Annotated in this window: 26 protein-coding genes; 7 read left to right on the top strand and 19 right to left on the bottom strand. The window is 69.3% G+C overall.

Annotation, left to right across the window (positions count from 1 at the left end; translation table 11 throughout):
* Nucleotides 1-2: 2 nt before the first annotated feature.
* Together FGL15_RS14735 and FGL15_RS14730 are read right to left on the bottom strand one after the other, a co-directional pair.
* A complete protein-coding gene (locus FGL15_RS14735; protein WP_064296634.1) occupies nucleotides 3-278 on the bottom strand; it encodes an HPr family phosphocarrier protein in 276 nt (91 codons plus the stop codon).
* A gap of 4 nt (nucleotides 279-282) precedes the next feature.
* Nucleotides 283-606 carry a PTS sugar transporter subunit IIB gene (locus FGL15_RS14730; RefSeq protein WP_138946557.1) on the bottom strand — a complete coding sequence of 108 codons (324 nt, stop codon included), beginning with the start codon at nucleotides 604-606 and terminating at the stop codon, nucleotides 283-285.
* 124 nt (nucleotides 607-730) lie between these two features.
* On the opposite strand from FGL15_RS14730, the gene FGL15_RS14725 reads away from it, so the two are divergent.
* Both FGL15_RS14725 and FGL15_RS21555 read left to right on the top strand, forming a co-directional pair.
* Nucleotides 731-2476 carry a transcription antiterminator gene (locus FGL15_RS14725; protein ID WP_370281772.1) on the top strand — a complete coding sequence of 582 codons (1746 nt, stop codon included), beginning with the start codon at nucleotides 731-733 and terminating at the stop codon, nucleotides 2474-2476.
* Nucleotides 2422-2715 (top strand): PTS sugar transporter subunit IIA, encoded by a 294-nt coding sequence (locus FGL15_RS21555; protein WP_370281771.1) that lies wholly within the window; start codon nucleotides 2422-2424, stop codon nucleotides 2713-2715. Before FGL15_RS14725 ends, FGL15_RS21555 begins: the two co-directional genes overlap by 55 nt.
* Nucleotides 2716-2791: 76 nt before the next feature.
* Here the strand turns inward: FGL15_RS21555 and FGL15_RS14720 are convergent, their stop codons facing one another.
* Nucleotides 2792-3364, bottom strand: a complete 573-nt coding sequence (locus tag FGL15_RS14720; RefSeq protein ID WP_071259444.1) for a helix-turn-helix domain-containing protein — start codon at nucleotides 3362-3364, stop codon at nucleotides 2792-2794.
* 66 nt (nucleotides 3365-3430) lie between these two features.
* On the opposite strand from FGL15_RS14720, the gene FGL15_RS14715 reads away from it, so the two are divergent.
* Complete coding sequence (locus FGL15_RS14715; protein ID WP_205858630.1) at nucleotides 3431-4120, top strand: AzlC family ABC transporter permease; 690 nt, start codon at nucleotides 3431-3433, stop codon at nucleotides 4118-4120.
* Nucleotides 4117-4440 (top strand): AzlD domain-containing protein, encoded by a 324-nt coding sequence (locus FGL15_RS14710; RefSeq protein WP_240773558.1) that lies wholly within the window; start codon nucleotides 4117-4119, stop codon nucleotides 4438-4440. The genes FGL15_RS14715 and FGL15_RS14710 overlap by 4 nt, the downstream gene beginning before the upstream one ends.
* 4 nt (nucleotides 4441-4444) lie before the next feature.
* Here the strand turns inward: FGL15_RS14710 and FGL15_RS14705 are convergent, their stop codons facing one another.
* A complete protein-coding gene (locus FGL15_RS14705) occupies nucleotides 4445-5224 on the bottom strand; it encodes a glucosamine-6-phosphate deaminase (RefSeq protein WP_138946555.1) in 780 nt (259 codons plus the stop codon).
* Nucleotides 5217-6128 (bottom strand): ROK family protein, encoded by a 912-nt coding sequence (locus FGL15_RS14700; RefSeq protein WP_138946554.1) that lies wholly within the window; start codon nucleotides 6126-6128, stop codon nucleotides 5217-5219. Before FGL15_RS14700 ends, FGL15_RS14705 begins: the two co-directional genes overlap by 8 nt.
* Nucleotides 6129-6386: 258 nt before the next feature.
* On the opposite strand from FGL15_RS14700, the gene FGL15_RS14695 reads away from it, so the two are divergent.
* A complete protein-coding gene (locus FGL15_RS14695; RefSeq protein WP_138946553.1) occupies nucleotides 6387-6800 on the top strand; it encodes a hypothetical protein in 414 nt (137 codons plus the stop codon).
* Nucleotides 6801-6868: 68 nt separating this feature from the next.
* Here the strand turns inward: FGL15_RS14695 and FGL15_RS14690 are convergent, their stop codons facing one another.
* The 4 genes from FGL15_RS14690 to FGL15_RS14675 form a co-directional block, all read right to left on the bottom strand.
* Complete coding sequence (locus FGL15_RS14690; protein WP_138946552.1) at nucleotides 6869-7786, bottom strand: carbohydrate ABC transporter permease; 918 nt, start codon at nucleotides 7784-7786, stop codon at nucleotides 6869-6871.
* A complete protein-coding gene (locus tag FGL15_RS14685; RefSeq protein ID WP_138946551.1) occupies nucleotides 7783-8736 on the bottom strand; it encodes a carbohydrate ABC transporter permease in 954 nt (317 codons plus the stop codon). The genes FGL15_RS14690 and FGL15_RS14685 overlap by 4 nt, the downstream gene beginning before the upstream one ends.
* Entirely contained in the window at nucleotides 8733-10070 is a 1338-nt protein-coding gene (locus FGL15_RS14680; protein ID WP_138946550.1) for an ABC transporter substrate-binding protein, read from the bottom strand. The genes FGL15_RS14685 and FGL15_RS14680 overlap by 4 nt, the downstream gene beginning before the upstream one ends.
* 149 nt (nucleotides 10071-10219) lie before the next feature.
* Entirely contained in the window at nucleotides 10220-11434 is a 1215-nt protein-coding gene (locus FGL15_RS14675; RefSeq protein WP_079705296.1) for an NADP-dependent isocitrate dehydrogenase, read from the bottom strand.
* 281 nt (nucleotides 11435-11715) lie between these two features.
* Between FGL15_RS14675 and FGL15_RS14670 the strand changes: the two genes are divergently transcribed.
* Together FGL15_RS14670 and FGL15_RS14665 are read left to right on the top strand one after the other, a co-directional pair.
* Nucleotides 11716-12168 carry a GNAT family N-acetyltransferase gene (locus tag FGL15_RS14670; protein WP_085510282.1) on the top strand — a complete coding sequence of 151 codons (453 nt, stop codon included), beginning with the start codon at nucleotides 11716-11718 and terminating at the stop codon, nucleotides 12166-12168.
* Nucleotides 12169-12172: 4 nt separating this feature from the next.
* Nucleotides 12173-12493 carry an MGMT family protein gene (locus FGL15_RS14665; RefSeq protein WP_064296644.1) on the top strand — a complete coding sequence of 107 codons (321 nt, stop codon included), beginning with the start codon at nucleotides 12173-12175 and terminating at the stop codon, nucleotides 12491-12493.
* Nucleotides 12494-12509: 16 nt separating this feature from the next.
* Here the strand turns inward: FGL15_RS14665 and FGL15_RS14660 are convergent, their stop codons facing one another.
* The 10 genes from FGL15_RS14660 to FGL15_RS14620 all read right to left on the bottom strand — a co-directional run bounded on the left by FGL15_RS14660 (nucleotide 12510) and on the right by FGL15_RS14620 (nucleotide 24408).
* A complete protein-coding gene (locus FGL15_RS14660) occupies nucleotides 12510-14288 on the bottom strand; it encodes a histidine kinase (RefSeq protein WP_138946549.1) in 1779 nt (592 codons plus the stop codon).
* Complete coding sequence (locus FGL15_RS14655) at nucleotides 14281-14958, bottom strand: response regulator transcription factor (RefSeq protein ID WP_138946548.1); 678 nt, start codon at nucleotides 14956-14958, stop codon at nucleotides 14281-14283. The genes FGL15_RS14660 and FGL15_RS14655 overlap by 8 nt, the downstream gene beginning before the upstream one ends.
* Before the next feature lie 94 nt (nucleotides 14959-15052).
* Nucleotides 15053-16873, bottom strand: coding sequence for an ABC transporter ATP-binding protein (locus tag FGL15_RS14650; protein WP_138946547.1), 1821 nt, complete (start codon nucleotides 16871-16873; stop codon nucleotides 15053-15055).
* The gene (locus FGL15_RS14645) at nucleotides 16870-18702 is read right to left on the bottom strand and encodes an ABC transporter ATP-binding protein (RefSeq protein ID WP_138946546.1); all 1833 of its coding nucleotides are present in this window, start codon (nucleotides 18700-18702) and stop codon (nucleotides 16870-16872) included. Before FGL15_RS14645 ends, FGL15_RS14650 begins: the two co-directional genes overlap by 4 nt.
* A gap of 159 nt (nucleotides 18703-18861) precedes the next feature.
* Nucleotides 18862-18987: a hypothetical protein gene (locus FGL15_RS21280; RefSeq protein WP_255467568.1), complete on the bottom strand. Its 126-nt coding sequence runs from the start codon at nucleotides 18985-18987 to the stop codon at nucleotides 18862-18864.
* A gap of 180 nt (nucleotides 18988-19167) precedes the next feature.
* Nucleotides 19168-19482 (bottom strand): hypothetical protein, encoded by a 315-nt coding sequence (locus tag FGL15_RS14640; protein WP_124770137.1) that lies wholly within the window; start codon nucleotides 19480-19482, stop codon nucleotides 19168-19170.
* An 88-nt stretch (nucleotides 19483-19570) separates the two neighbouring features.
* Entirely contained in the window at nucleotides 19571-20701 is a 1131-nt protein-coding gene (gene ddaH, locus FGL15_RS14635; RefSeq protein WP_305037115.1) for a dimethylargininase, read from the bottom strand.
* A gap of 189 nt (nucleotides 20702-20890) precedes the next feature.
* Nucleotides 20891-22498 carry a bifunctional phosphoribosylaminoimidazolecarboxamide formyltransferase/IMP cyclohydrolase gene (gene purH, locus FGL15_RS14630; RefSeq protein ID WP_138946545.1) on the bottom strand — a complete coding sequence of 536 codons (1608 nt, stop codon included), beginning with the start codon at nucleotides 22496-22498 and terminating at the stop codon, nucleotides 20891-20893.
* On the bottom strand, nucleotides 22495-23121 hold the full coding sequence (purN, locus tag FGL15_RS14625; RefSeq protein ID WP_064296651.1) for a phosphoribosylglycinamide formyltransferase: 627 nt from the start codon (nucleotides 23119-23121) through the stop codon (nucleotides 22495-22497). The genes purH and purN overlap by 4 nt, the downstream gene beginning before the upstream one ends.
* A 9-nt stretch (nucleotides 23122-23130) precedes the next feature.
* On the bottom strand, nucleotides 23131-24408 hold the full coding sequence (locus tag FGL15_RS14620; RefSeq protein ID WP_137242138.1) for a DUF6350 family protein: 1278 nt from the start codon (nucleotides 24406-24408) through the stop codon (nucleotides 23131-23133).
* Between the last annotated feature and the right edge of the window lie 102 nt (nucleotides 24409-24510).

Genomic DNA, 24510 nt, shown 5'->3' with positions numbered 1-24510 from the left:
GACTACTGCTCGTCATGGTCGGTCACCAGGAGCTCGGAGAGCGTGTCGAGGGTGCCCTCGGCTGCGGCGCCCTCGCCGTCGACGGACAGGGTCACGTAGTCACCGTGCTCGACGGCGAGCGCGATCACGCCGAGGATGCTCGCCGCGTTGACGGGCTTGCCGCTGCCCTTGGCGATCGTCACCGGGACCCCGGCGTCCTTCGCAGCCTGCGTGAACAGCTTCGCGGGCCTGGCATGCAGGCCGTGCGACGAGCCGATGCGGACGGTTCGAGTTGCCATGGGGTTACCTCCTGGTTGGTGATTGGATCGAGAGGACGAGTTCGAGGGCTCGCGCGCCACCCTCGACGCCGAAGACGTCGCCGGGCAGGACGGCGACCGCGGTGCCGGTGGGCTCGGCCGCTGCACGCAGCGCGGCCTCGTGGTCGGCGAGGTGGGCGCCGACGAGCAGGACGTCGACACCGTCGAGGGCGATCGTGCCGCCGAGGACCTGCGATTCGGTACCGGCCGCGACGGAGACGTCGATCGATCGGTCGGCTGCTGCGCGACGCAGGCGTTGGGCCATGAACGTGCTCGACGCACCCGCGCCGCAAATCACCAGGATCTTCATCGAACCTTCTCCAGAACCGCCGATTGCCTACCAACCCATCATTCCGTCACGCCTCTCGCGGCTCCACCAGAAGCTCTTCCGCCCGGGCGGAAAGGTCGTCGAACGCGCGGAAGCAGCCGGGAAGGTGGTTGACTCGGTGGAGCGGTTCGCCCGGACCGCGCGACGGCCGACCGACGGAGAGGGCATCGTGGCACGCGAGAAACACGACCGCATGCTCGGCTACCTCGCGGGACGGGACGGCTGGACGACGGCCACGGAGGTCGCGGAGGTCCTGGGCGTCACACCGCGCAGCGTCCGCAGCTACGTCACGGCGGTCAACACCCGCACGGCACCGCACGACGTGGTCGAGTCCGGGCCGAACGGGTATCGGCTGAACGCCGACGGGTATGCGGTCTACCGGCGCCGAGCCGCATCGGCGTTCGAATCGGAGACGCCCCGGGACCGGCTGTACGGGCTCGTCCGGCTGCTCATCAGCGCCCCCTCGGGCATCGACGTGCACGAGACGGCACAGCGGCTCCACGTCAGCGAGTCGACCGTCGAGGGCGATCTGGGCCGGGTCCGCGCCATGCTCGCCGATACCGCCCTCACGCTCGACCGTTCCGGATCGACGGTGACGATGGCGGGCGGTGAGACCGAGCGGAGACGTCTCCTCAGCCGGATGTTCCGCGACGAGACCGATCGCGGCATCGTCGAACTCGAGGCGCTCCAACGCGCGTTCGCGCCGAACGAGTTCAGCCCGTTCAAGGGCGAGCTGCTCGAGGCGTTGACCGCGCGCGGGTACTACGTGAACGAGTACGGCATCGCGAACGTCCTGCTCCACATCGCGATCGCCATCGACCGGGTCACGAAGGACCGTCCGGCGGAGCCCGCGGACCATGCTCCGCGCACCCCTGAGGTCGAGGCGGTCGCGGAGGATCTGGCGCGGCTCGTCGACGCCCACTTCCACGTCGCGCTCGGCGAGGGCGACCTCGTGTACCTCAGCTACCTGCTCGTGACACGGGTGGTGACGCCGGGCAGTGGGGCTCCCGCCGAAGTCCTCGTCGACGACTACGTCAACCAGGACGACCTCGCCGCCGTCCGTCAGGCCGTCGACCGTGCCGGCCGCGAGTACCTCGTCGACCTCTCCGACGAGGACTTCATCGTCCGGCTCACCCTCCACGTCCAGAACCTCATCCGTCGTGCACAGGACCAGTCCTACTCACGCAATCCGCTGACCCGCTCGATCAAGACCTCGTACCCGATGATCTACGAGCTCGCGGTCTTCATCGCCAGCCAACTGCAGCGGCACGGCTCGATCATCATCAACGACGACGAGATCGCCTACATCGCGATGCACGTCGGCGCCCAGCTCGAGCAGAAGGCCCGCAAGGAGGCCCTGCTCGGCTCCACGATCGTGTCCGCCGGCTATTACGACATGCACGAGGTGCTGCGCAGACGCGTCGAATCGCAGCTCGGCGACGTCCTCGACGTCCGATCCGTCATCACCCGCACCGATGTCGACTGGGCCGCCATCGACACCGACCTCGTGCTCACGACGATCGAGCCACCGGCCCCTGCCGACGGCATCGTCGTCATCCAACCGTTCCTCACCGCGGCCGACGTGGAGCGCGTCCGCACCGCGGTCAGCCGCGTCCGTCGATCGTCCCGCTTGTCGGAGATCACCGACGAACTGCTGCAGTACTTCCACCCGGACCTCTTCCTCCGGAACGCGCATGCCGAGGACGAGGAGGGCATGATCCGCCTGCTCGGCGAGCGCATGATCGCCCGGGGATCATCGACGAGAGCTACCTCACCGCGGCGATCGAGCGGGAGCGCATGTCGTCGACGGCGTTCACCGACACCTTGGCCGTGCCGCACGCCATGGCGATGACCGCGTACTCGACGGCCATCGCGATCGCCGTGAACGAGACGCCGATGGAGTGGGGTGGAGCGCGCGTGAGCGTCGTCGCACTCGTGGCGTTCAGTGAATCGGGCCGCGCCGCGTTCCAGACGGTGTTCGACCAGTTCGTCGAGGTGTTCTCGGAGCGCTCGAGCGTCGCCCGGATCATCCGCCGTTCCGAGGACTTCGCCGGCTTCATCGACGAGCTCGTGCACGTCATCGACGGCTGACCACTCGTCGCGCCGTCCCGGTCACCGAGCTGTCCCAGTCACCGAGTCCTCCCGGTCACCGAGCCTGCCGAGGTGCTCAGACGTGCTCGGTGACCACCACCGCGGTCGTACCCGGCTCGAGCGCCTCGAAGACGTGGGGCACGTCCCCGGCGTGGGCGAGATAGTCCCCCGGGCCGAGTTCGACCTCCTCGCCGACGGGTCCGATCGACGCGCGACCGGTGCTGAGGATCCAGTGCTCGACGACGCCCGGCATGTGCGGCTCCGAGCGCCTCGGCTCCCCCGGTTCGACCACGATGCGGTAGATGTCGCGTCGGGCGTTCGGCGGGCAGGCCGACAGCACCGTCGCGACGTAGTCCGCCCCGGACGCGGCGAGGGTCGGGCCCTCACCGGCACGGATCACCTGGACCGGCCGTCGCACCGGCTCGACGAGGCGGGCGAACGGCACGTCGAGGGTGACGCTGAGTGCCCAGAGCGTCTCGAGACTCGGGTTCCCGAGCCCCGCCTCCAGCTGCGAGAGGGTCGACTTCGCGATCCCGGCTCGACGGGCCACCTCGGCGAGTGACAGCCCGGTGCGCTGCCGCTCGCGGGTCAGTGCCGCCGCGACCGCGGCGTGCGGTGCTCCGTCGTCGGATGGTTCGACCTGCGTCATGCGTTCGCTCCAAAGTGTTACGCGTTCGATTTGACGAACGTTCGATCGTCGTTCAATATAGTGTACGTGCGTTCGATATGGAGTCACCTCGGTCGGCCGACCACGCGGGCCATCGCGCTGGTCTGCATCGCCGACGGACTGGTCGGCATCTCCTACGGAGCCGTCGCCGTGCACTCTGGCATCCAGCCCTGGGTCGTGCTGGCGCTCGCCCTGCTCGTCCTCGCCGGCGCATCGGAGATCCTGTTCGTCGGGATCGTCGCGGCCGGCGGGAGTCCGCTGACCGCCGCCCTGGCAGGGCTGCTCGTGAACGCCCGCCACCTGCCGTTCGGCCTCGCGATCCATGAGGTCGTCGGCACGGGCTGGCGCCGCGTGCTCGGCACACACCTCCTCAACGACGAGTCCGTCGTCTTCGCGCTCGATCAGGACACCCTGGAGCGGAAGCGCGCCGCGTTCTGGGCGTGCGGCCTCGGCATCCTTCTCTGCTGGCCGGCGGGCGCCGCACTCGGAGCCTTCGCCGGCACCGTGATCGAGGACACGGACGCCTTCGGACTCGACGTGATGTTCCCCGCCGTCCTACTCGCCCTCATCTTCCCCGCCCTCCGCGAGCCCCGCACACGCCGAGCCGCGCTCGTCGGCGCCGTCGTCGCTGTCGCCGCGACGCCGTTCCTCCCGGCGGGGATCCCCGTCCTGTTGTCGCTCGTCGGTCTCCTGTTCGGCTTCGGCCGGAAGCAGCCGAAGCAGGAGGTCACCGCGTGAACCAGTCGATGCTCGTGCTGGTCGGGATCCTGATCCTCGCGGTCGGCACCTACACGTTCCGCCTGGCCGGGCCACTCCTGCGCACCCGTGCCGAGGTCTCGGAACGGGTCGAGACGCTGCTCGCGGACGCCGCCATCGTCCTGCTCATGGCGGTGCTCACGACCACGGCCCTGACCCAGGACCAGCAGTTCGCGGGATTCGCGCGACTCTCGGGCGTCCTGGTGGCCGGCGTCTTCGCCTGGAGGAACGCGCCATTCGTCGTCATCGTCCTCGTGGCAGCCCTCACCACGGCGCTCCTCCGCCTGGCGGGCGTCGCCTGAGCCGTCAGATGCCCTGCCACGCGGGCTTGTTGGCGTACGCGTAGCGGTAGTAGTCGGCGTGCTGCAGCTCGGACGCCGCCGCTTCGTCGAGGACCACCGTGGCTCGCGGGTGCAGCTGCACGGCCGAACCGGGGAGGTTCGCGGAGAGCGGTCCCTCGAGCGCGGCGGCGATCGCAGCGGCCTTCCCCGCACCGAAGGCGAGGAGGACGAGGTGTCTCGCGCGGAGGATGGTGCCGAGTCCCTGGGTGATGCAGTGCATGGGTACGTCGTCGATCGAGTCGAAGAACCGTGCGTTGTCCCGGCGGGTCTGCTCCGTCAGGGTCTTCACGCGGGTGAGCGAGGCGAACGACGAGCCCGGCTCGTTGAACCCGATGTGGCCGTCGGTCCCGATGCCGAGGATCTGCAGGTCGACGCCACCGGCGGCCTGGATCGCCGCTTCGTAGTCGGCGCCGGCGTGCTGGATGGTCTCGGCCGCACCGTTCGGCACCTGGATGCGCTCGGGCACGAGGCCGAGCGGCTCGACGACCTCACGTGTGATGACGGAACGGTACGACTCGGGGTGCCCGGCCGGCAGGCCGACGTACTCGTCGAGGGCGAACCCGCGCACCTGCGAGAGGTCGAGGCCCTGCGAGCGCGCGGCGAGCGCCTCGTAGACGGGGAGCGGTGTCGAACCCGTCGCCAGTCCGAGGACGGCGTCTGGACGCTCCTCGATCAGGGCGACGATCGCCTCCGCGACGAGGGCGCCTGCGGCACCGGTGTCCCCCACGATCACGACTTCAGCCATGCGACGATTCTCCTCTTCCCACGAGTGCTGCGCCGATCGCCGCGACGGGGGATCCCGTCGGCACGAGGCGCACGCGCTGTTCCAACTGCAATGATGCGACGAATCGAGACCCGGCGGCGGATTCGGCCAGGGCCTCGCGGATGACGACGAGCAGTCGCTCGCCGAGTGCGGTGAGTCCTCCTCCGAGGACGATGTCGTCGGCGTCGACGGTGAGGGTCAGGATGCGGACGGCCGCGGCCGCGCCGTGGCCGAGGCGCGCGCGGAGCGCGATGGCCCGTGGGTCTCCGGCATCGGCGTGGTCGAAGAGGTCGAGGACCGGCAGTGCCACGTCGGCTCCCCAGGCGGCGGAGACCGCGCCACCGGCGGCCATGGTCTCGACGCACCCGCGCTGTCCGCACCCGCAGCGGTCGCCGAGCGGATCGACCGACAGATGCCCGACCTCGCCGGCGACCCCACTCGAGCCCTGCCAGAGCCGGCCCTCCGTGACGATGCCGGCGGCGACGCCCGTGCCGAGGTTGAGGTAGGCCATCGTCCCGGAGCCGTCGAGCAGCTGCCACGCACCGAGGGCGGCGGCCTTGACATCGTTCTCCACGGCGACGGGGAGCCTGAGGCGCTGGGCGAGGATCGCGCCGAGCTCGAGTTCCTCCACGTCGAGGTTGACCGCGTGGGTCACCCGGCCGGTGCCCGGGACGATGAGGCCGGGGATACCGACGCCGACCGACGTGAAGGCGTCGATCGGACGCGCGACGGCGTCGGAGAGTCGACTGACGGCCTCGACGGCGGTTTCGACGACCGCGTCCGGACCGCGTCCGGTGACCAGCCTGAGCCTGTGCAGGAGCGCGCCGTCGTCCGTCACGACGACGGCATCGGTCTTCGTGCCGCCGATGTCGAGTCCCACCCTCACGCGGTTCGTCTCCGGGGGCGTCGTGGCGCGTCTGCATGCTGTGGTTCCTTCGGTCCGTGGTGCGACCCGCTCGCACCACCGGTTTGTTCGCCAAGCTTACAAATAAACGCGGCTCGCGTCCATGCCACCGACCGTCGGCGTCGATCGTCGACGAGCCTCGTCCGTCATGTGTCGTGTCACAGCGGGTACCCTGGAGGCCGACCCGCAGCGCGCGGGCGGGCCCGTCACGGGCACCGGACACGGGGGAATCACACCACCATGAAGAAGAACGCAGCAGCATTCCTCGGCGCGATCGCCGTTTCGGGCCTGCTCCTCACCGGCTGTGCCGGCGGCGCCCAGAGCAAAGAGGATGCGTGCAAGCTCATCCAGTCCGAGGTGACGGAGTCGGCTTCCCAGCTGCAGTCCGGCCTGAGCTCACTCTCCTCCGACCCCGAGGCGGCCGTCACGCAGCTCGACGACTTCTCCGGAACGTTCAAGGCGGCGGCCGACAAGGTCACGAACGAGGAGGTCAAGACCGCGGCGAACGACTCGGTGAAGGCGCTCAACGACTTCATCGACGTCGCGAAGACGGCTGTCGACGACCCGCAGAACGTCGACCAGGCGGGGCTCACCGATTCACTCACGAAGCTCCAGGACGAGTTCACCACGCTCGGTAACACCTGCAGCCTCTAGCTCGACACGACTGACGACGGGCCCCGGATCGGCTGATCCGGGGCCCGTCGCCGTCTCCGGGCCGACGGCTACTTCACGGATCCCTCGGTGAGCCCGCCACGCCAGAAGCGTTGCAGCACGATCATCGCGATCGCCAACGGGATGATCGACAACAGCGCGCCGCCGGTCGTCAGCTCGTAGAACTCCGGCAGGCGGTCGACCTGGCTCCGCCAGTTGTTGAGGCCCAGGGTGATCGGGTACAGCGTGCTGTCGGACAGCATGACGAGCGGCAGGAAGTAGTTGTTCCAGATGCCGACCAGCTGGAAGAGGAAGACGGTCACGAGCGCGGGCGTGAGTATCTTCAGCCCCACGGTGTGGAAGATCCGCAGCTCGCTCGCGCCATCGATCCGTGCTGCCTCGATGAGCGAGTCGTCGATCGTCGCGTCGGCGTAGATCCGGCAGAGGAACAACCCGAACGGCGAGACGAGCGACGGCAGGAGCACCGACCAGTACGTGTTCGCGAGCCCCATCTGGCTGAAGAGCAGGAACAGCGGGAGCGCGGTGGCCGTCCCCGGCACGAGGACTCCGCCGAGGATGGTGCCGAAGACGAGGTTGCGCCCGCGGAACCGGTACTTCGCGAGCGCGTATCCACCTGCGGCGGCGAGGTACGTCGCGATGAGGGCTCCCACGCCCGCGTAGAGCACCGAGTTGCCGAACCAGCGGACGAAGATGCCGCCGTCGTAGGTGAGCACCTCGTGGAGGTTCGACCACAACGAGAACTCGGAGCCGAGGAGGAAGCCGTTGCTGCCGAACAGATCCTCGGTGCTCTTGGTCGCAGCGATCACCACCCAGTACACGGGCACCAGGAAGTAGACCGCGACGACGACGAGGATGCCCGTCACGAGCACCCGCATCCCCCTGGACCCACCCGGTCGTCCCTGCTGGTCGCTCAGCCGCTGGGCTCGCTTCGACGAGGTCGCGGTCGTGATGCTCCGGGTCTCGCTCATGATGCCCTCCTCGACGTCAGACGCAGGAAGATGAACGACAGTGCGAACGCGACCACGGCGATGAGCACCGCCTGCGCTGCGGCGACGTTGTAGTCGTTGTAGGCGAACGCGGTCGTGTAGGCGCTGAGGTTCGGCGTGTACTCGTTGTCGATCGCGGGCGACACGGTCTGCAGCACCTGGGGCTCGGCGAAGAGCTGGAGCGTGCCGATGATGGAGAACACGGTCGTGAGGATGAGCGCCGGCCGGATGAGCGGGAGCTGGATGCTCACGGCCACTCGGAACGGTCCGGCACCATCGACCTTCGCGGCTTCGTACACCTCGCCGGGGATGGCCTTCAACTGGGCGACCACGATCATCATGTTGTAGCCGGTGTAGGTCCACGTCACGATGTTGGCGATGGACCAGAGCACGGTGCCTGCGCCGAGGAAGTCGAGCTCGATCCCCATCGCCCCGGCGATGTCGATGATCGGGCTGAGTCCCGGGACGTAGAGGAACGACCAGAGGATCGTCGCGATCACGCCGGGGATGCCGTAGGGCAGGAAGTACACGGCCCGGAAGAATCCCGGCCATTTCGCGGAGGCGGACTCGAGGAGGAGCGCCAGCAGGGTGCACAGGGCGATCATGACCGTGACCTGCACGACGCCGAAGAGGAGCATCCGGCCGATCGAGGCGATGAAGTTGCCGTTCTCCAGGGCCTGGGCGTAGTTGGAGAACCAGGCGAACTCGGTCGTGACGCCCTCCTCGCCGAAGACGCCCCTCCGTGAGACGCGGAGGAAGCTACTGCCGATCGCGACGATGATCGGCAGGATGAAGGTGAGGACGAAGAGCGCCAGGAACGGTCCGAGGAGGACCCATGGAGCCGCGACCGAGGTCCGGCGTCGGCGCTGCGCTCCCGACCGCGACGGGTCGTCCGCCGCACCACGCGTGTGGCGTTCCGTGACGGCGCTCACGACGCCGCCTCGATCCGGAGGCCCTTGTTGCGGAAGGCGGTGATGACGTCGCGCTGTCCCTGGACCACGGCGTCCACGAGGGTGCCGCCCGAGGCCTTGGCCCGGAACCCGTCAGCGAGGATGTTGAAGGTCTGCTGGGTCAGCGGCCACCACTGCCACTCGTTGTTCTGTTCCTTGGCCGCCGGCACGAAGACCTCCTCGTTGTAGTTCTGACCACCGAAGAACTCGCTCGGCTGCTGTCGGCGCGCGCCGATGTAGGCGTCGTTCGGCGACCACCCGATGCCTGAGTGCTCGATCATGGCGTCGATACCGGCGTCGCTCGTGGTCATCCACACGGCGAACTCGAGCGCCTCCCTCGGGTGGGCGCTGTTCGCCAGGACGGCAGCCGTGGACCCGCCCTGGAAGGTCGAGCCGTACCCCTCGCTCCCCCACCGCGGCAACGGCGCGACCCGCCACTTGCCCTCGGCCCCTGAGACGCCCTGCAGGAGGGCGTCTCCCCAGCTGGCTCCGGCGAGCGATGCGATCGAGTCCTTCGCCGCAGCGGCGAACCAGGCCGGTGAGAACTGGCTGTAGGAGGTGGTCATGACGCCCTCGTCGATGGCCCGGTCGAAGAATCTGGCCGTCTCCAGCGTCGCGTCGTCCGTCATGTCCACGATCCACCGGTCGCCTTCGACACGGAACCAGGACGCGCCGGCCTGGGTCGCCATGGCCGCGAACCACGACGCGTCGTCGAGGGCGAAGCAATCCAGGTACATGCCGGCCTCGCGCACCGCCCCCGCCACCTGGAACCAGTCATCCCAGGTGGCCGGTGGCTTCGCGCCCACCCGGTCGAGCAGGTCCGGGCGGTAGTAGAGCGCCATCGGACCGGAGTCCTGGGGTATCCCGTAGACCCCGTCGACGTAGGAGACCTGGTTCCAGAGGGTCTCGTTGTACCGCGACGCGACCTCGTCCGCGCCGTAGCGCCGGAGGTCGACCAACCCGTTCACGAGCAGGAACTCGGGAAGCGTCCGCATCTCGACCTGCGCGAGGTCCGGACCACCACCCGCGGCGAGCGCCGAGTAGAGCTTCTGATACCCGCCGTCGTTGCCTCCGGGGATCCACACCGCCTCGACCTGCACGTTCGGGTGGTCGGCGTTCCAGACGTCGGCGACCTTCTGGAGGTCCTTCAGCCAGGCCCAGTACGTGAGCGTGATCCGTTCGCCGGCGGCGGCCGGGGCGATCGTCGGACCGGTGTTCGGCGACACCGTCCCCGGGGTGGAACAGCCCGCCAGGAGTGCGGTCGCACCACCCGCTGCAGCCCAGGCGAGCAGTTGTCTTCTCGTCATCGGTGACATCGATGGTCCTCACTTCGTCGTCGAGGTGGTCCATCGACGCTAACACGACCGTCCGGACCGGCGTCGAGACCCGGACGGCGGACGGGGCCCGGGAGCGTGTGCTCCCGGACCCCGTCCGTGTGGTGCTGGTGTCGGTCAGGCCGACGTCATCAGGCCAGGCGCGCCTTGAGGTTCGCCGAGATGGTCTCGAGGAACTCCTCGGTCGTCTGGTAGGCCTGGTCGGGGCCGACGAGGAGCGCGAGGTCCTTCGTCATGGCACCGGACTCGACCGTCTTGATGACGACGTCCTCGAGGGTCGCCGCGAACTCGATGAGCTCCTGGTTGCCGTCGAGCACGCCTCGGTGCTGCAGGCCACGGGTCCACGCGAAGATCGAGGCGATCGGGTTCGTCGACGTGGGCTTGCCCTGCTGGTGCTGGCGGTAGTGGCGCGTGACGGTGCCGTGTGCGGCCTCCGCCTCCACGATCTTGCCGTCGGGCGTGGCCAGCACGCTCGTCATGAGACCGAGCGAGCCGAATCCCTGCGCCACGGTGTCGGACTGCACGTCGCCGTCGTAGTTCTTGCAGGCCCAGACGTAACCGCCCTCCCACTTCATGGCCGAGGCGACCATGTCGTCGATGAGGCGGTGCTCGTAGGTGATGCCGGCAGCCTCGAACTGCTCCTTGAACTCCGCGTCGAAGATCTCCTGGAAGATGTCCTTGAACCGGCCGTCGTAGGCCTTGAGGATGGTGTTCTTCGTGGAGAGGTACACCGGGTAGTTGCGGTTCAGGCCGTAGTTGAGGCTGGCACGGGCGAAGTCGCGGATCGAGGCGTCGAGGTTGTACTGCACCTGTGCGATGCCGTCGCCGGGCGACTGGAAGACCTCGAACTTCTGCGGCTCCGAGCCGTCGTCGGGCGTGAACTCGACCGTGAGCTTGCCCTCGCCCTTGAACAGGAAGTCGGTCGCGCGGTACTGGTCGCCGAACGCGTGGCGGCCGATGATGATCGGCTTGTTCCACCCGGGCACGAGACGCGGGATGTTCGAGATGATGATGGGCTCGCGGAAGATGACGCCGCCGAGGATGTTGCGGATGGTGCCGTTCGGACTCCGCCACATCTTCTTGAGACCGAACTCCTCGACACGGGCCTCGTCCGGGGTGATGGTCGCGCACTTGACGCCGACGCCGTGCTTCTGGATGGCGTGTGCGGCGTCGATCGTGATCTGGTCGTCCGTCTCGTCACGCTTCTCGATGCCGAGGTCGTAGTACTCGAGGTTCACATCGAGGTAGGGGTGGATGAGCGAGTCCTTGATGAACTGCCAGATGATGCGAGTCATCTCATCGCCGTCGAGTTCGACGACGGTGCCTTCGACCTTGATCTTCGACACTGGTTGTCCTTTCTGATGCCGCCCTGAGCCGAGCGGCCTACGGAGGTGCGCACGCGGTGGAGTGCTCCGCATGGCATGGAGGAGACCGCATCCGAAAGGTGGACGGCACGGCCACGCCCTAGCTTACAAGACCTGCCAGGTCTCTTGACATCGAGACAGTTGCGGATGGCCTGGTTCCGTCCCCGACCCCAGCTGTGGGTCGGCCGTGGAAGTCGGCGGTCACCGCGTGTCGCCCAGGGCCCGGACTATCCGCGGTCGGCTCGACCGGTTAGCCTAAGGACATGGCTGAGCTGCGTCTGGAAGAACTGTCCGCATCGACGATCGTGGCGGTCAACGCGCTCACCATGAAACCCGGGCAGGAGCAGTTCATCGCCCCGGTGTCGTACGCGGTGGCGGCTGCGGTCGTGAACCCCGCCACCTCCTGGCAGCGCGTCATCCTCGACGGCGACGAGGTCGTCGGCTTCATCTCCGCCAACTTCGACCACGAGTCGACGCAGGAGGAGTTCCGCTCCGCCCTGTGGCGCATCAACGTCGACGCCGACGACCAGGGCCGCGGCGTCGGCCGGTTCGCGGTGGCCTCGCTGATCGAGGAGGCCAAACGGCGCGATTTCGACCACGTCAACGTCATCTACGAGCCCGGCGACCTCGGACCCGAGGCGTTCTTCCTCCGTGTCGGCTTCACCCCCGTCGGCGAGACCCAGTACGGCGAGACCATCGGCAGCATCAGCCTCTGAGGCCGTGAGCGGGTCGTCACCGACGGACTCGGCTGAGGCGTTCGCCGAGGCCGTACTGGCCGTCGTCGCCGACATCCCCGAGGGGTGCGCCCTGAGCTACGGCCAGGTCGCCTCGATCATCGGGTCGAAGTCCGCGCGCGGCGTCGGTCGCGTGATGGCGCAATACGGGCACGCCGTGCCCTGGTGGCGGGTCGTCCGCTCGGGCGGTCTCCCTCCGACGGGGCACGAAGACCGCGCGCTCGAGCACTACGAGGCCGAGGGCACCCCGATCGTCCCGATGAGCGGCGGGCGATACCGCCTGGGTCGCGAAGCCCTGCTGTACTGACCCGCTTCGCGCCCGATCAGCCGGGAAGGTGGATCGAGACGACCGTCCCGGCACCGATCGGGCTCTCGACACGCATCGTCCCGCCGACGGCGTCGACCCGGTCCGCGAGGCCGCGCAACCCACTCCCCCGCGCAGGATCGGCACCGCCGACCCCATCGTCCGCAACGACGACCCGGAGCCCGCCGTCGGGGTCGTCGGAGACGACCACCTCGCAGCTGGACGCCCCGGAGTACTTCGTGACGTTGGCCAGGCACTCCGAGACGACGTAGTAGACCGTCGCCTCGATGAGCTGCCCGGGCCGCTCGCGCAGCTCGACGGTGACCTTGGTGACGACGGTGCACCGGCGCCCGAGTTCGGCGATCGCCGGCACCAGTCCGCCCTCGGCCAGGAGCGCCGGATGCAGTCCTCGGGCGAGCTCGCGGAGCTCCTTGATGGCGCTCGCGAGCTGATCGATGGTGGTCTCGAGGCCGTCGGCCAGCGCGAGTTGGCCGTCGGCGCGTGCCGCGTCGCTCGCCATCCGGAGTCGCAGTGCGACGGAGAACAGCTGCTGCTGGGAGCCGTCGTGCAGGTCACGCTCCGCCCGCCGGCGCGCTTCGTCGGCCGCCTGCACGATGCGCAACCGCGATCGGCTCACCTCGCGCAACGAGTGGCGGAGCTCAGCGGTGAGTCGTTCGTTGTCGATCATGATGCGCAGCGACGCCGACACCGACCGGAGCAACTGCGGATTGTCGAGCAGAGCCGCGTCGTGCTCGATGTACACGAGCGGCGCGTCCGCATCGCCGACGCTCGACATCGCCCGACCGCGTGGGTCCCGGTCGGTGGTCCGCTGCGATCCCGGCCAGACGAGCCGGGCGGTGCGGTCGCCGAGGACGGTCTTCACGGCACCGTCCCAGCGGTCGTGGCCGGTCTCGCTCAGCTGTCCGGTCTGCACCAGGTCGACGGCCCTGGCGCGGATCGTCCGCATCCGGATGAGACCCGTCGCGTACGCCGCGGGAACGAGCACCACCGAGAACGCGTTGAGGTCCTCGACGACGAGCCGGAGGTGCTCCGGCCATCCCCCGAGGCGGACGAGGGACCACGCCACCCCGATGACGAGCCACAACACGAACGCGACCGGCATGATGAAGGCCACCTGTCTGGCCGCTCCGCTGCTCCGCGCCCACCTCAGGAGCACGACACCCGCGACCACGACCGCGAACGCCCCCATGACGCCCGCGTGGACCCGCCCGAGCACGTCGGCGACGTCTCCGGTCGCGAGGACGGCGTACCGACTCCGTTCGTGGCTCGCGTCGAGCACGTGGTTCGGCGTCACGAGGAGCGTCACGATCGCATACGTGACGAGATAGATCGAGGCGGTGATGACGAGCCGCCGATCGAAGCCGCGCCGCAGCCGGCCGGCGGGGAAGGCCAGAGCCAGCCACACCAGCGCGACCCCCGGGAGCACGGAGATCGACATGAGGAGCGGCCAGAGCCAGCCCGCGTCGACGCCGTACGCCCACATGTAGGCCGTCTCGGCAAGCGCGTACCCGACGATCACCCAGCCCGGAGTGGCCGTCGGAGCCAGCCACCAGATCAGGCCCGCAGCCACCAGCGCCGCGAGGTGGCCCACCAACCAGGGCAGACCGTTGCCGTCGGCGACGCCCGGCTGGACGACGCCGAACACGACCGACAGGACGCACACGAGCGCGGCGGCGAGCAGGATGCCGAGTCGCAGCGGCCACGGCAGTCGACCGCGGCCGGCCGGTGCCGGGATCGGCAGCGATGTCGCCCGTCCGTGTGCGCGACCGTCAGCCATCCGTGTGTTCCAGCCATCGCACGACCGCGAGGACGCGGCGGTGGTCCGCCGGAGAGTCCTCGAGTCCGAGCTTGGCCAGGATGCGGCTGATGTGTGCTTCGACGGTCTTCAGACTGACGACCAGCGCCTTCGCGATGCCGGAGTTCGACCGTCCCTCGGCCATGAGGGTGAGGACCTCTCGTTCCCGCTCCGTGAGGTGGTCCAGACCGTCGGACCGGGTCCGCTCCGCGACGAGGAGGGAGACGACCTCGGGATCCACGACGGATTCACCCGCCGCCACGCGCTCCACGGCGTCGACGAGCGTTCCGGAGTCGGCGACGCGATCCTTCAGCAGGTAGCCGGTGCCACCACCGGAGCCGAGCGCGCGGACCGCGTAGGACGGAACGGCGTAGGTGCTCAGCAGGAGCACCCCGGCGGCGAAGCCCGACGTCCGTAGCTGCTCAAGGGCGACGATGCCCTCGTCGGTGTGGGTGGGCGGCATCCGGATGTCGAGCACGACGGCGTCGAGCTGCAGGCCCGCGTCGATGCGATCGACCAGGTCGACCGCCGAGCCGAACGAGCCGACCACGTCGTGACCACCCGCCTTGAGGATCTGCGCGACACCCTCGCGGAGGAGCACCGCGTCGTCCGCGACGGCGACACGCAGCGAACGCGGTTCCAGACTGGTCATCCGCTCATTGTGGCAGGTCGACGAGACGAGGTGTAGTGCCCACGGGGTCACTCCGTCACCGGAGGACCCCGTGGACACGCCCGCGCGGTCCGGGTCAGCCGACCGAAGACCGCCAGGCGGCGTGCATCGCGGCGAACCGACCCGTCCCGCCGATGAGCTCCGCGGGCGCGCCGTCCTCGATCACCCGGCCGTGCTCCATCACGAGCACCCGGTCGGCGATCGCGACGGTCGACAACCGGTGCGCGATGATGATCGCGGTGCGGTCCGCGAGCAGGGTCTGCAGCGCCTCCTGGACGAGTCGCTCGCTCGGGATGTCGAGCGAGGCGGTCGCTTCGTCGAGGATCAGCACGGCCGGATCCGCGAGGAACGCCCGTGCGAACGACAGGAGCTGCCGCTGGCCGGCCGAGACCCGACCACCGCGCTTGTTCACGTCGGTGTCGTAGCCGTCCGGCAACGCTTCGATGAAGGTGTGCGCACCGACGGCCTTCGCGGCGGCGGTGATCTCCTCGATCGTCGCGTCGGGCTTGCCCAACGCGATGTTGTCGGCGACCGAGCCGGAGAACAGGTACGCCTCCTGCGTCACCATGACGATCGCCCGACGGAGGTCCTTCGGGTGCAGGTCGCGCAGGTCGATGCCGTCGAGGCGCACCGCACCGTCGGTCGGATCGTAGAACCGACTGATGAGCTTCGCGAGCGTCGACTTGCCCGCACCGGTCGTACCGACGAGCGCGATGGTCTGCCCTGCCGGGATCTCGAGGTCGAACTTCGGGAGCACCACCCGGTCGGCGGCGTACGCGAACGTCACGTCGTCGAAGGTGATCCGTCCCTGCGACGTCCACAGGTCGACCGGCGCGACCGGGTCGGGCACCCCGGGACGCTCCTCGAGCACACCGGAGATCTTCTCGAGCGCCGCAGCGGCCGACTGGTAGGAGTTGTAGAACATCGCCATCTCCTCCATCGGGTCGAAGAACCGACGCGTGTAGAGGAGCGCCGCGAGCAGCGCACCGATCGCGAGCTGTCCGTCCGCGACCCGGAACCCTCCGACGAGGAGCACCACGGCGACGGAGACGTTGCCGATGAACACCAGTCCGGGATCGAACACCCCGAACAGCTGGATGACCCGCGCGTTGGTGTCGCGGTACTGCTCCACGAGCTCACCGAACGCGCGCTCGTTCCGTCGCTCCTTCCGGAACGCCTTCACGGCACGGATGCCGGTCATCGCCTCCACGAAGAACACGATGAGCTTCGCCGAGCGGACCCGCGACTCGCGGAACATCCGCTGCGAGCGGAGCTGGAACCAGCGGGTGAGCACGAACAGCGGGATGAGCGATCCGAGCAGCACCAGACCGCTGACCCAGTCCACGAGGACGAGTGCCGCGGCGGTGAACCCCATGTAGAGCACACCGGACACGAGCTGGTTGATCCCCGAGTCGAGCAACTCGCGGATGGAGTCGAGATCGCTCGTCTGCCGGGAGATGATGCGACCCGAGGTGTAGCTCTCGTGGAAGTCGAGGCTGAGCCGCTGCGTCTGCAGGAACACGCGCTTCCGGAGGTCGATCAGGATCGCCTGACTGATCCGTGCGGCGAGCACGGTATACCAGGAGATGAGCGTCGCGCCGAGGGCACCCGTCAGCAGGTACGCACCCACCACGAGGAAGGCCGGCATCCAGTCGGCGCGTTCCAGGACGGCCGGGAGGGCGCGGTCGATACCGAGGGCGATCAACGCGGGCCCGGCGACCTGGGCGGCGGTCGACACCACGACGATGGTCATGGCGGCGATCACGCGCAGGCGCAGGGGCGCGAGCAGCGATCCGAGCAGCCGCAGCGAACGGCGCCGGATGTGCGCCGACTCGTCGCGGGTGAGGTCGTCGCGCTCCTCACCCTCCACTCCGTGGACGGTCGTCGGCGGGGTCACAGGTTCACCTCCTGGCGGTTGGACTCTCGTTCGTCGTCTTCCAGACTCGAGATCACGTAGCGGTAATGGGCGTTGTGCTGCAGCAGCTCACTGTGGCGACCCACGGCGGTGATGCGACCGTCCTCCAGGAGGGCGACGCGGTCCGCGAGGGTGACGGTACTCGGTCGATGGGCGACGATCAGGGCCGTGGTGGAGGCGAGCACTCGGCGGAGCGCCGCCTCGACGAGCGCCTCGGTGTCGACGTCGAGCGCCGACAACGGGTCGTCCAGCACGAGCACCTCCGGTCGGGCGGCCACCGCGCGGGCGAGTGCGAGCCGCTGACGCTGCCCACCGGACAGGCTGAGCCCCTCTTCACCGACCATCGTCTCGACGCCGTTCGGCAGGTCGTCGACGAACCCGGCCTGGGCGATGTCGAGCGCCTCGCGCAGGATCCGATCGGCCTCCGCGGAGTCGAGGTCGATGTCGTCCCGCCCGAGGAGGACGTTCTCCTTGACGCTCGCCGAGAAGAGGGTCGCATCCTCGAACGCCATCGCGATGTGCCGGCGCAGATCCTCCCGGGTGAGCGCGCGGATGTCGACCCCGTCGAGCAGGATCCGCCCGCCCGTGACGTCGTACAGGCGGGTGGTCAGGGCCGTGATGGTCGACTTCCCGGAGCCCGTCAGACCGACGAGTGCCATGGTCTCCCCCGGCTCGAGCCGGAGGTCGACGCCGTCCACCACGTCCGCGTAGCGGTCGGGTGCGTCCTGGTAGCGGAAGTGCACGTCCTCGAACACGAGCTCACCGCGCGGCTCACGGATGCGCTCGGGGTGCTCGGGGTCGGTGATCGTGTTGACCGAGTCGATGACCTCGAAATACCGGTCGGTCGCCGTCCGGGTGTCGAAGGTCATCGCGAGCAGGAATCCGATCGACTCGATCGGGAACCGCAGGATCGTCGCCGTCGCGAAGAAGGCGAACAGCTGACCGACGGTGAGTTCACCGATCGACGCGAGCCAGACACCGGCCAACAGGCAGAGCGCGAACGCGACGTCCGGCAACAGGACGAGCCAGAACCAGATCCCCGCGATGGCCTTCGCCTTCTCGATCTCGGTGCCCCGCAGGTCCTCGGCGCGCGAGGCGAAGCTCCGCAGCGCGTGCTTGCCGCGACCGAACGCCTTGAGCACCCGGATGCCGTGGACGGACTCCTCGACGGCGGTCGCCAGGTCGCCGGCCTGGTCCTGACTGCGCCGGGCGATCACCGAGTACCGCCCCTCGAAGGTGAACCCGAACACCCACACGGGGATGGCGAGCGCGATGAAGATGAGCCCGAGCAACCAGTTCCAGGTGAACAGGATGACGGCACCGATGACGATCGTGACGCCGTTCACGATCAGGAGCACGAAGCCGAACGAGATCCACCGGCGGATGAGTCCGAGGTCGCTGACCGCACGGGACAGCAGCTGTCCGCTCTGCCAGCGGTCGTGGAAGGTCACGGGGAGGTCCTGCAGCTTGGCGAACAGCGCATTGCGCATCCGCGCCTCGACATGCGTTCCGGGGGTCAGCACGAACCAGCGGCGCAGCGCGATCATGACCGCCTCGAGGACCCCGAGGGCGAGGACCACGAGGACCGCCGGCCAGATCTGCGAGGAGTCGCCGGTCGAGAGCGGACCGTCGACGAGGGCCTGCAGGACGAGCGGGATCGCGAGGGCCACCAGGCCGGCGACGAGCGCGGCGACCATGCCGAGCACGATCCGCGGCATGGCCGTCTTCGCGAACGGGTAGATCCGCATCAGGGCACGGAAGGTGCTCTGACGAGGTTGGACAGGACGGCGTTCATCGCCGAGCGGAGTCATTGCGGGGATTCCTTGCGAGAGCGTCGGTGAAGTCGATCACCGACGGAATGATGGTCGTGGAACGGCCGGACGGCGAGGTCGCTGTGCGAGGTCGCAGCATCCGGTGACGGGCCCGGACGAGGCCGGACGGATGGTGAGGTGGACTGCCTGGCGCTCGTGCTAGGCGCCGGCGTCCGCTGCGGCGGCGCATCCGGCTGGCGCCGGGACGACCACAGGGCGGCGGCTCGAGGCGGAGCGGGCACGATCGACCGTCGGCGCGAGCGCGGTGTGGTTCGAGAGCGTCATGGCATCCTCCTCATCCTGTGGGGCGAGAGCCGCGGGCCGGGTGCACAGGTCGCACTCGAACGCGGGCGGCGACGGATCCCGGTGAACGAGGTTCGGCGCAGCAGACCAGACTATGGGTATCGGCCATCCCGCTGCAAGGGATCCATGCGGTTGCACGCACCACACCGGTTGGGCTGGTCGTCAGGAGGTCGGTTCGTCGACGATGCCGACGAAGGCTCCGATGCCGTCGACCTCGCGCCGACGCGCGCCCTCGGGCACCGGCGGCAGCTCGTCGGCGCCGTGCCATGAGCAGCTCACCATCGAGAACTCCGGCCACCACTTCTTGGGGCGGAGCGTCTCGCTCGTGCCACAGATGGTGCAGCGAAGCTCGACCCAGACCGGCCGCTTCCCGGTCCGGTTCGCGCGGGACTGCACGTACCAGGCCGGCGGATCGGCAAGGAACGCCGCCAACTGGTCAGCCGACCAGAACGGCGGGATCCCGTGGTGTCTGGCCATCTCGAGTGGGATGTCCAATCGCTGGGCGACGGTCCTCCGGCTCAGATCCCGACCGCCGCGCGCTCCAGCCTGCTGCTCCACGATCGGCTCAGCTGACCCGCACGGACAGGCAGGTCACGCAGCCCTCGAGCTTCTCGAACTCGCTGATGTCCACCTGGACCACGGTGTAGCCGCGGTCCTCGAGCAGCGCAGCCGTCTTGGGAGCGGCTGCGGAGATGAGGACGGTGTCCTCCGCGAGTTCGACGACCGCGACGCCCTCGCGCTCGGGTACGACGAGGTGGCGACCGAAGAAGGAGGGGTCCTCGACGAGGTCGGGGTGGACGAGCACGGTCCCGTCGGGAAGCGCGGTGACCGTCGACTTCAGGTGGAGGGCGGTCGTGACGGGGACCGCCACGACGTCGAACCCGAGCGGCGCGAGGATGGCTCGGAGCTGCCGGACGCCTTCGGCGTTGGTGCGGCCGCTGCGACCGACGTAGACGGTCGTGCCGACCCGGAGGACGTCGCCGCCTTCAAGCGTGCCGTCACCCTCGATGCGGTGGATTCGGAGGCCGAGCTCACGGGCGGTGGTCTCGGCTGCGACGACCTCGGGGCGTCTGCTCTCGGCGCCCGGTCGGGTCACCACGGCGACGTCGCCGATCACGATGACGGCGTCCTCGATGAAGACGGAGTCGGCGAGCTGGTCGGCCCAGGAGACCTCGGTGGTGTCCCAGCCGGCGGCGTCGAACGCTGCGACGTACGCGTCCCACTGCTTGTCGGCGAGCTCGGTGTCGATCGGCGTGCGCTCCAGGTGCGTCACGAGGCCTTCGGCGAGGTTGGAGGCGGGCATCCGCACGAGTGCGATGCGGCGTCCGTCGTCGAGCACGGCGTCCTGCGTGCGGACGACCATCCAGTACACGGGGTATCCGATGAAGGCCGCGGAGAGCGCGACGACGACCACGAACACGAGGTTGAGGCTGATGAGCGTCGCGACGATGCTGCCGAGCACGGTGCTGTCGATGGGCTGCCCTGTCGTCGCCACCTGGACGATGAGTCCGAGGAGCGCTCCGATGACGGCGAGGGCGGCGCCGCCCAGCAGGGCGAGGAGTCGGTACCGGTGGAGGCCGACGACGCCCACGATCAGCAGCAGCACGAAGGTGATGATCGTGCTCTCGAAGAAGTACGGGCTCGCCTGGGCGAAGATCGTCCCGGCGAACTGGTAGCCGACGAACGTGACGAACATGACCCCAGGAAGCCCACGACGATGGTCGCGACGGCGGCGGCGGTGGATGCGATGAGCTTGCGGCTCCAGGTGGCAGTCATCCGACAACCGTAGCCCAACGACACAGCGGCGTCGGGCCACGAGGGCCCGACGCCGCTGGGAGATCACCACGAGCCTGCCCAGAACCCCCACAGGGGCGGGCGGCGCGACCTAGTGGAAGAAGTGACGCTCCCCCGTGAAGTACATGGTCACGCCGGCGGCTTCGGCCGCGGCGATGACCTCCTCGTCGCGGACGGAACCTCCGGGCTGCACGACCGCGCGCACGCCGGCGTCGAGCAGGACCTGCAGGCCGTCGGCGAACGGGAAGAAGGCGTCCGAGGCCGCGACGGAACCCGCGGCGCGGTCACCGGCTCGGCTCACGGCGAGGTGGCAGGAGTCGACGCGGTTGACCTGCCCCATGCCGACACCCACGCTCGCGCTGCCCTTGGCGAGCAGGATGCCGTTTGACTTCACCGAGCGGCACGCCTTCCACGCGAAGATGAGGTCGAGCAGGGTGTCGTCGTCGGCAGGTTCGCCCGTGACGAGCGTCCAGCCCTTGGCGGTGTCCTGGGGGTCGTCGGCGAATCGGTCCGCGTCCTGGTAGAGCAGGCCACCGGAGATCTGCCGGACCTCGCGGTCCTCGCGCGCGAAGTCCTCCGGCAGCTGCAGGAGCCGCAGGTTCTTCTTCGTCTTGAGCACCTCGAGCGCGGCGTCCTCGAAGCCCGGGGCGACGAGCACCTCGGTGAAGATCTCCTTGACCGTCTCGGCCATGCCGAGGGTCACGACGCGGTTGGCGGCGATCACCCCGCCGAAGGCGGAGACCGGGTCGCACTCGTGCGCGCGACGGTGGGCCGAGGCGATCGGGTCGGGCGCCTTCGGATTCGCGAAGGCGATGCCGCACGGGTTCGCGTGCTTGATGATCGCGACGGCGGGGTTGGCGAAGTCGTAGGCCGCGCGGACTGCCGCGTCGGCGTCGACGTAGTTGTTGTACGACATCTCCTTGCCGTGCAACTGCGTCGCCTGGGCGATCCCGGCACCGCCAGGACGGACGTACAGCGCCGCGGCCTGGTGCGAGTTCTCGCCGTAGCGCAGCACCGCCTCGCGACGACCCGTGACGGTCAGCGTGCTGGGGAAGGCCTCCGCCTCGGTCGCCTCCGTGCTCGCGAACCACGCGGACACCGCGGCGTCGTACGAAGCGGTGTGGTCGAAGGCCTGCGCGGCGAGCGAGCGGCGCTGAGCGAGCGTGGTGCCGCCGGCGGCGACGGCCTCGGTGATCAGCCCGTAGCGTTCCGGAGAGACGACGATCGCGACGTTGGCGTGGTTCTTCGCCGAGGCGCGCACCATCGCCGGTCCACCGATGTCGATCTGCTCGACGACGTCGTCACCGGCGGCGCCGCTCGCGACCGTCTCGACGAAGGGGTACAGGTTCACGACGACGAGCTGGAACGGCTCGATACCGAGCTCGGCGAGCTGGGCTTCGTGGGACTCGAGCCGCAGGTCGGCGAGGAGCCCCGCGTGCACCGAGGGGTGCAGGGTCTTGACCCGACCGTCGAGCGACTCGGGGAATCCGGTGACCTCGGACACGTCGGTCACTGTGTGGCCCGCACCGCGGATGGTCGCGGCGGTGGACCCGGTGGAGACGATCTCGACGCCCGCTGCGGCGAGTGCGCCGGCGAGCTCGAGCAGCCCGGTCTTGTCGCTGACCGAGATCAACGCCCGGCGGACGGGGACGAGGTCGCGTTCGCGGTAGAGGCTGTGGTCGTGGCTGAGACCGCTCATGACTGGGGTGCTCCTTCTGCTGGCGGGCGGGACGCCGTGGAGAGCGCCTCGAGGTCGATGGTTCCGGTGGCGAGGTCGCGGACGGCCTGGACGAGGAGCCGACGCTCCACGGGCTTGATCCGCTCATGGAGGCTGTGCTCCGTGTCGTCGGGCAGCACGGGGACGCGCTCCTGCGAGATGATCGGGCCCGCGTCGACGCCGTTGTCGACGACGATGATCGATGCCCCGGTCTGCGAGGCTCCTGCCGCCAGGGCGTCCCGGACGCCATGCGCACCCGGGAACTCGGGGAGGTACGCGGGGTGCGTGTTGATGATGCGCGGCGAGAGGGCGTCGACGACCACGGGTGGCAGGAGGCGCATGAGGCCGCTGAGGACGAGGACGTCCGGGTTCCAGACCCGGATCTGCTCGAGGAGGGCTGCGCCCCACTCCGCCCGTGAGTCGAAGGACGAGTAGGGGACGGTGAACGACGGGATGCCGAACTCCTCGGCGTGAGCGAGACCGTCAGCCTCCCGATCGGCACCGACGGCGATGACGCGAGCGGGGAAATCCGCGTCGCGTGAGGCTTCGAGGAGGGCGCGGAGATTGGATCCGCCACCGGAGATCAGCACGACGAGTGACAGCACCAGAGCATCCTATCGGTCGCGGGCACCCCGGCCGCTCGGCTGGGCGTGCAGCTCCGGGAGGCGGTCCTCCTCGGCGAGATGCGTCGGACCGGCCGCCATGCCGACCACGGCTGCGATCCCGACCGTCAGGGTGGTCCACAGGCCCGTCGCCCAACCGTTCGGGCCGACCTCGATGAGGCGACCTGGGCCTGCCGCGCCCGCCGAGAGGGCGGCGAGGACACCGACGATGATGCCCGCGGTGACCCCGACGCCGAGACCGACGACCGCCAGTCGTCCGAGCCCGCCACGCCCGTCGAGGTCGACGAGCAGACGGCGGCGCAGCACCACGGCGGCGGCGAATCCGATGACGACCGGAACCACGAGGACCGCGAACCCGAGCGGGCTCTCCCCCGTCGGGATGGCGCCGAGGACCGGCACGGCCGGCATCGGCCCGACGAGCGTGCCGATCGGCGAGATCGCCGTGCCGCTCCCGATGGCGAAGCCCGCGCCGGTGATCCAGCTCATGGCCCAGATCACGAGGTTCGGGAGGTACAGGAGTTCGGCGCCGGTGACGATGGCACCGCCCAGGACGCCGAACTGCGCGCTCTCGTGCAGGGAGATGATGGCACCGTAGCCGACGGCGATGAGGATGGCGGTCAGGACCGCGGAGACCGCCACGAGTCCGGTGGCGGCGAGTGCTCCACCGCGCAGCGCCGCGACGACCATCGACCAGGTCCCGTCCGGCATCCGGTCTCGCATCGCGCGGAGTCCGTCGAGGATCGGATCGGCCGCGTCCTGCTCGCGGAACCGGACCCACAGCGCGGCGACCACGACCCCGCCTGCGAAGCGCACGGTCGGCGCGAGGGTCCCCTGGACGATCGAGGGACGCACCGCCGGGTGGAGGGCGGTGAGGGTCACGAGGAACGACAGCAGGGCGAACACGAGCACCGACAGCACGACGGCACCCTGCCACCAGGTGCTGCGTGCCGCGCGCGCCCCGGTACGCAGGCCGAACAGGACCGTGCCGATCGTGAAGGCGAGGGGCGCCAGGGAGACGAGGAACGGCTCCATCCCGGCCGGCAGTCCGAGCTGGGTGACGAGGGCCGTGTCGAGGGTGATCCGCATGCTCGAGCCGTTGCCGAGCGCCCAGATGTCGACGGCCCCCCGCCAAAGCGCGGCCGGGTCGACGTCCAACTGGAAGTGCAGGGCCCACAGGGCGAGGAGTGGGACGAGTGCGACACCGATGCCGATGGCCACGGCGAGGGTGGCATCGAGGGCGGCGAGGAGGGCGACGGTCAGACGGTTCATGCGCCTTCGACCCTACCTGGAGCCGCGCGTGCGGACGGTCAGGCACACGGCGTGCGTGGGCCGAAACGCCACGACGCGACGCCCGATCCGGGCGCCGCGTCG

It is taken from the genome of Plantibacter sp. M259 (genome assembly GCF_006065115.1).
In the GTDB taxonomy this organism is placed as follows: Bacteria; Actinomycetota; Actinomycetes; order Actinomycetales; family Microbacteriaceae; genus Plantibacter; species Plantibacter auratus.
The sequence above is the reverse complement of the archived record's forward strand: the minus strand, read 5'-3'. Positions and strand labels throughout refer to the sequence as shown.

Coding starts and splice junctions, on each gene's coding strand:
- FGL15_RS14735 (WP_064296634.1), bottom strand. CDS start 278: ATGGCAACTCGAACCGTCCGCATCGGCTCGTCGCACGGCCTGCATGCC.
- FGL15_RS14730 (WP_138946557.1), bottom strand. CDS start 606: ATGAAGATCCTGGTGATTTGCGGCGCGGGTGCGTCGAGCACGTTCATG.
- FGL15_RS21555 (WP_370281771.1), top strand. CDS start 2,422: ATGTCGTCGACGGCGTTCACCGACACCTTGGCCGTGCCGCACGCCATG.
- FGL15_RS14720 (WP_071259444.1), bottom strand. CDS start 3,364: ATGACGCAGGTCGAACCATCCGACGACGGAGCACCGCACGCCGCGGTC.
- FGL15_RS14705 (WP_138946555.1), bottom strand. CDS start 5,224: ATGGCTGAAGTCGTGATCGTGGGGGACACCGGTGCCGCAGGCGCCCTC.
- FGL15_RS14695 (WP_138946553.1), top strand. CDS start 6,387: ATGAAGAAGAACGCAGCAGCATTCCTCGGCGCGATCGCCGTTTCGGGC.
- FGL15_RS14690 (WP_138946552.1), bottom strand. CDS start 7,786: ATGAGCGAGACCCGGAGCATCACGACCGCGACCTCGTCGAAGCGAGCC.
- FGL15_RS14680 (WP_138946550.1), bottom strand. CDS start 10,070: ATGTCACCGATGACGAGAAGACAACTGCTCGCCTGGGCTGCAGCGGGT.
- FGL15_RS14670 (WP_085510282.1), top strand. CDS start 11,716: ATGGCTGAGCTGCGTCTGGAAGAACTGTCCGCATCGACGATCGTGGCG.
- FGL15_RS14660 (WP_138946549.1), bottom strand. CDS start 14,288: ATGGCTGACGGTCGCGCACACGGACGGGCGACATCGCTGCCGATCCCG.
- FGL15_RS14655 (WP_138946548.1), bottom strand. CDS start 14,958: ATGACCAGTCTGGAACCGCGTTCGCTGCGTGTCGCCGTCGCGGACGAC.
- FGL15_RS14645 (WP_138946546.1), bottom strand. CDS start 18,702: ATGACTCCGCTCGGCGATGAACGCCGTCCTGTCCAACCTCGTCAGAGC.
- FGL15_RS21280 (WP_255467568.1), bottom strand. CDS start 18,987: ATGACGCTCTCGAACCACACCGCGCTCGCGCCGACGGTCGATCGTGCC.
- FGL15_RS14640 (WP_124770137.1), bottom strand. CDS start 19,482: ATGGCCAGACACCACGGGATCCCGCCGTTCTGGTCGGCTGACCAGTTG.
- ddaH (WP_305037115.1), bottom strand. CDS start 20,701: ATGTTCGTCACGTTCGTCGGCTACCAGTTCGCCGGGACGATCTTCGCC.
- purH (WP_138946545.1), bottom strand. CDS start 22,498: ATGAGCGGTCTCAGCCACGACCACAGCCTCTACCGCGAACGCGACCTC.
- FGL15_RS14620 (WP_137242138.1), bottom strand. CDS start 24,408: ATGAACCGTCTGACCGTCGCCCTCCTCGCCGCCCTCGATGCCACCCTC.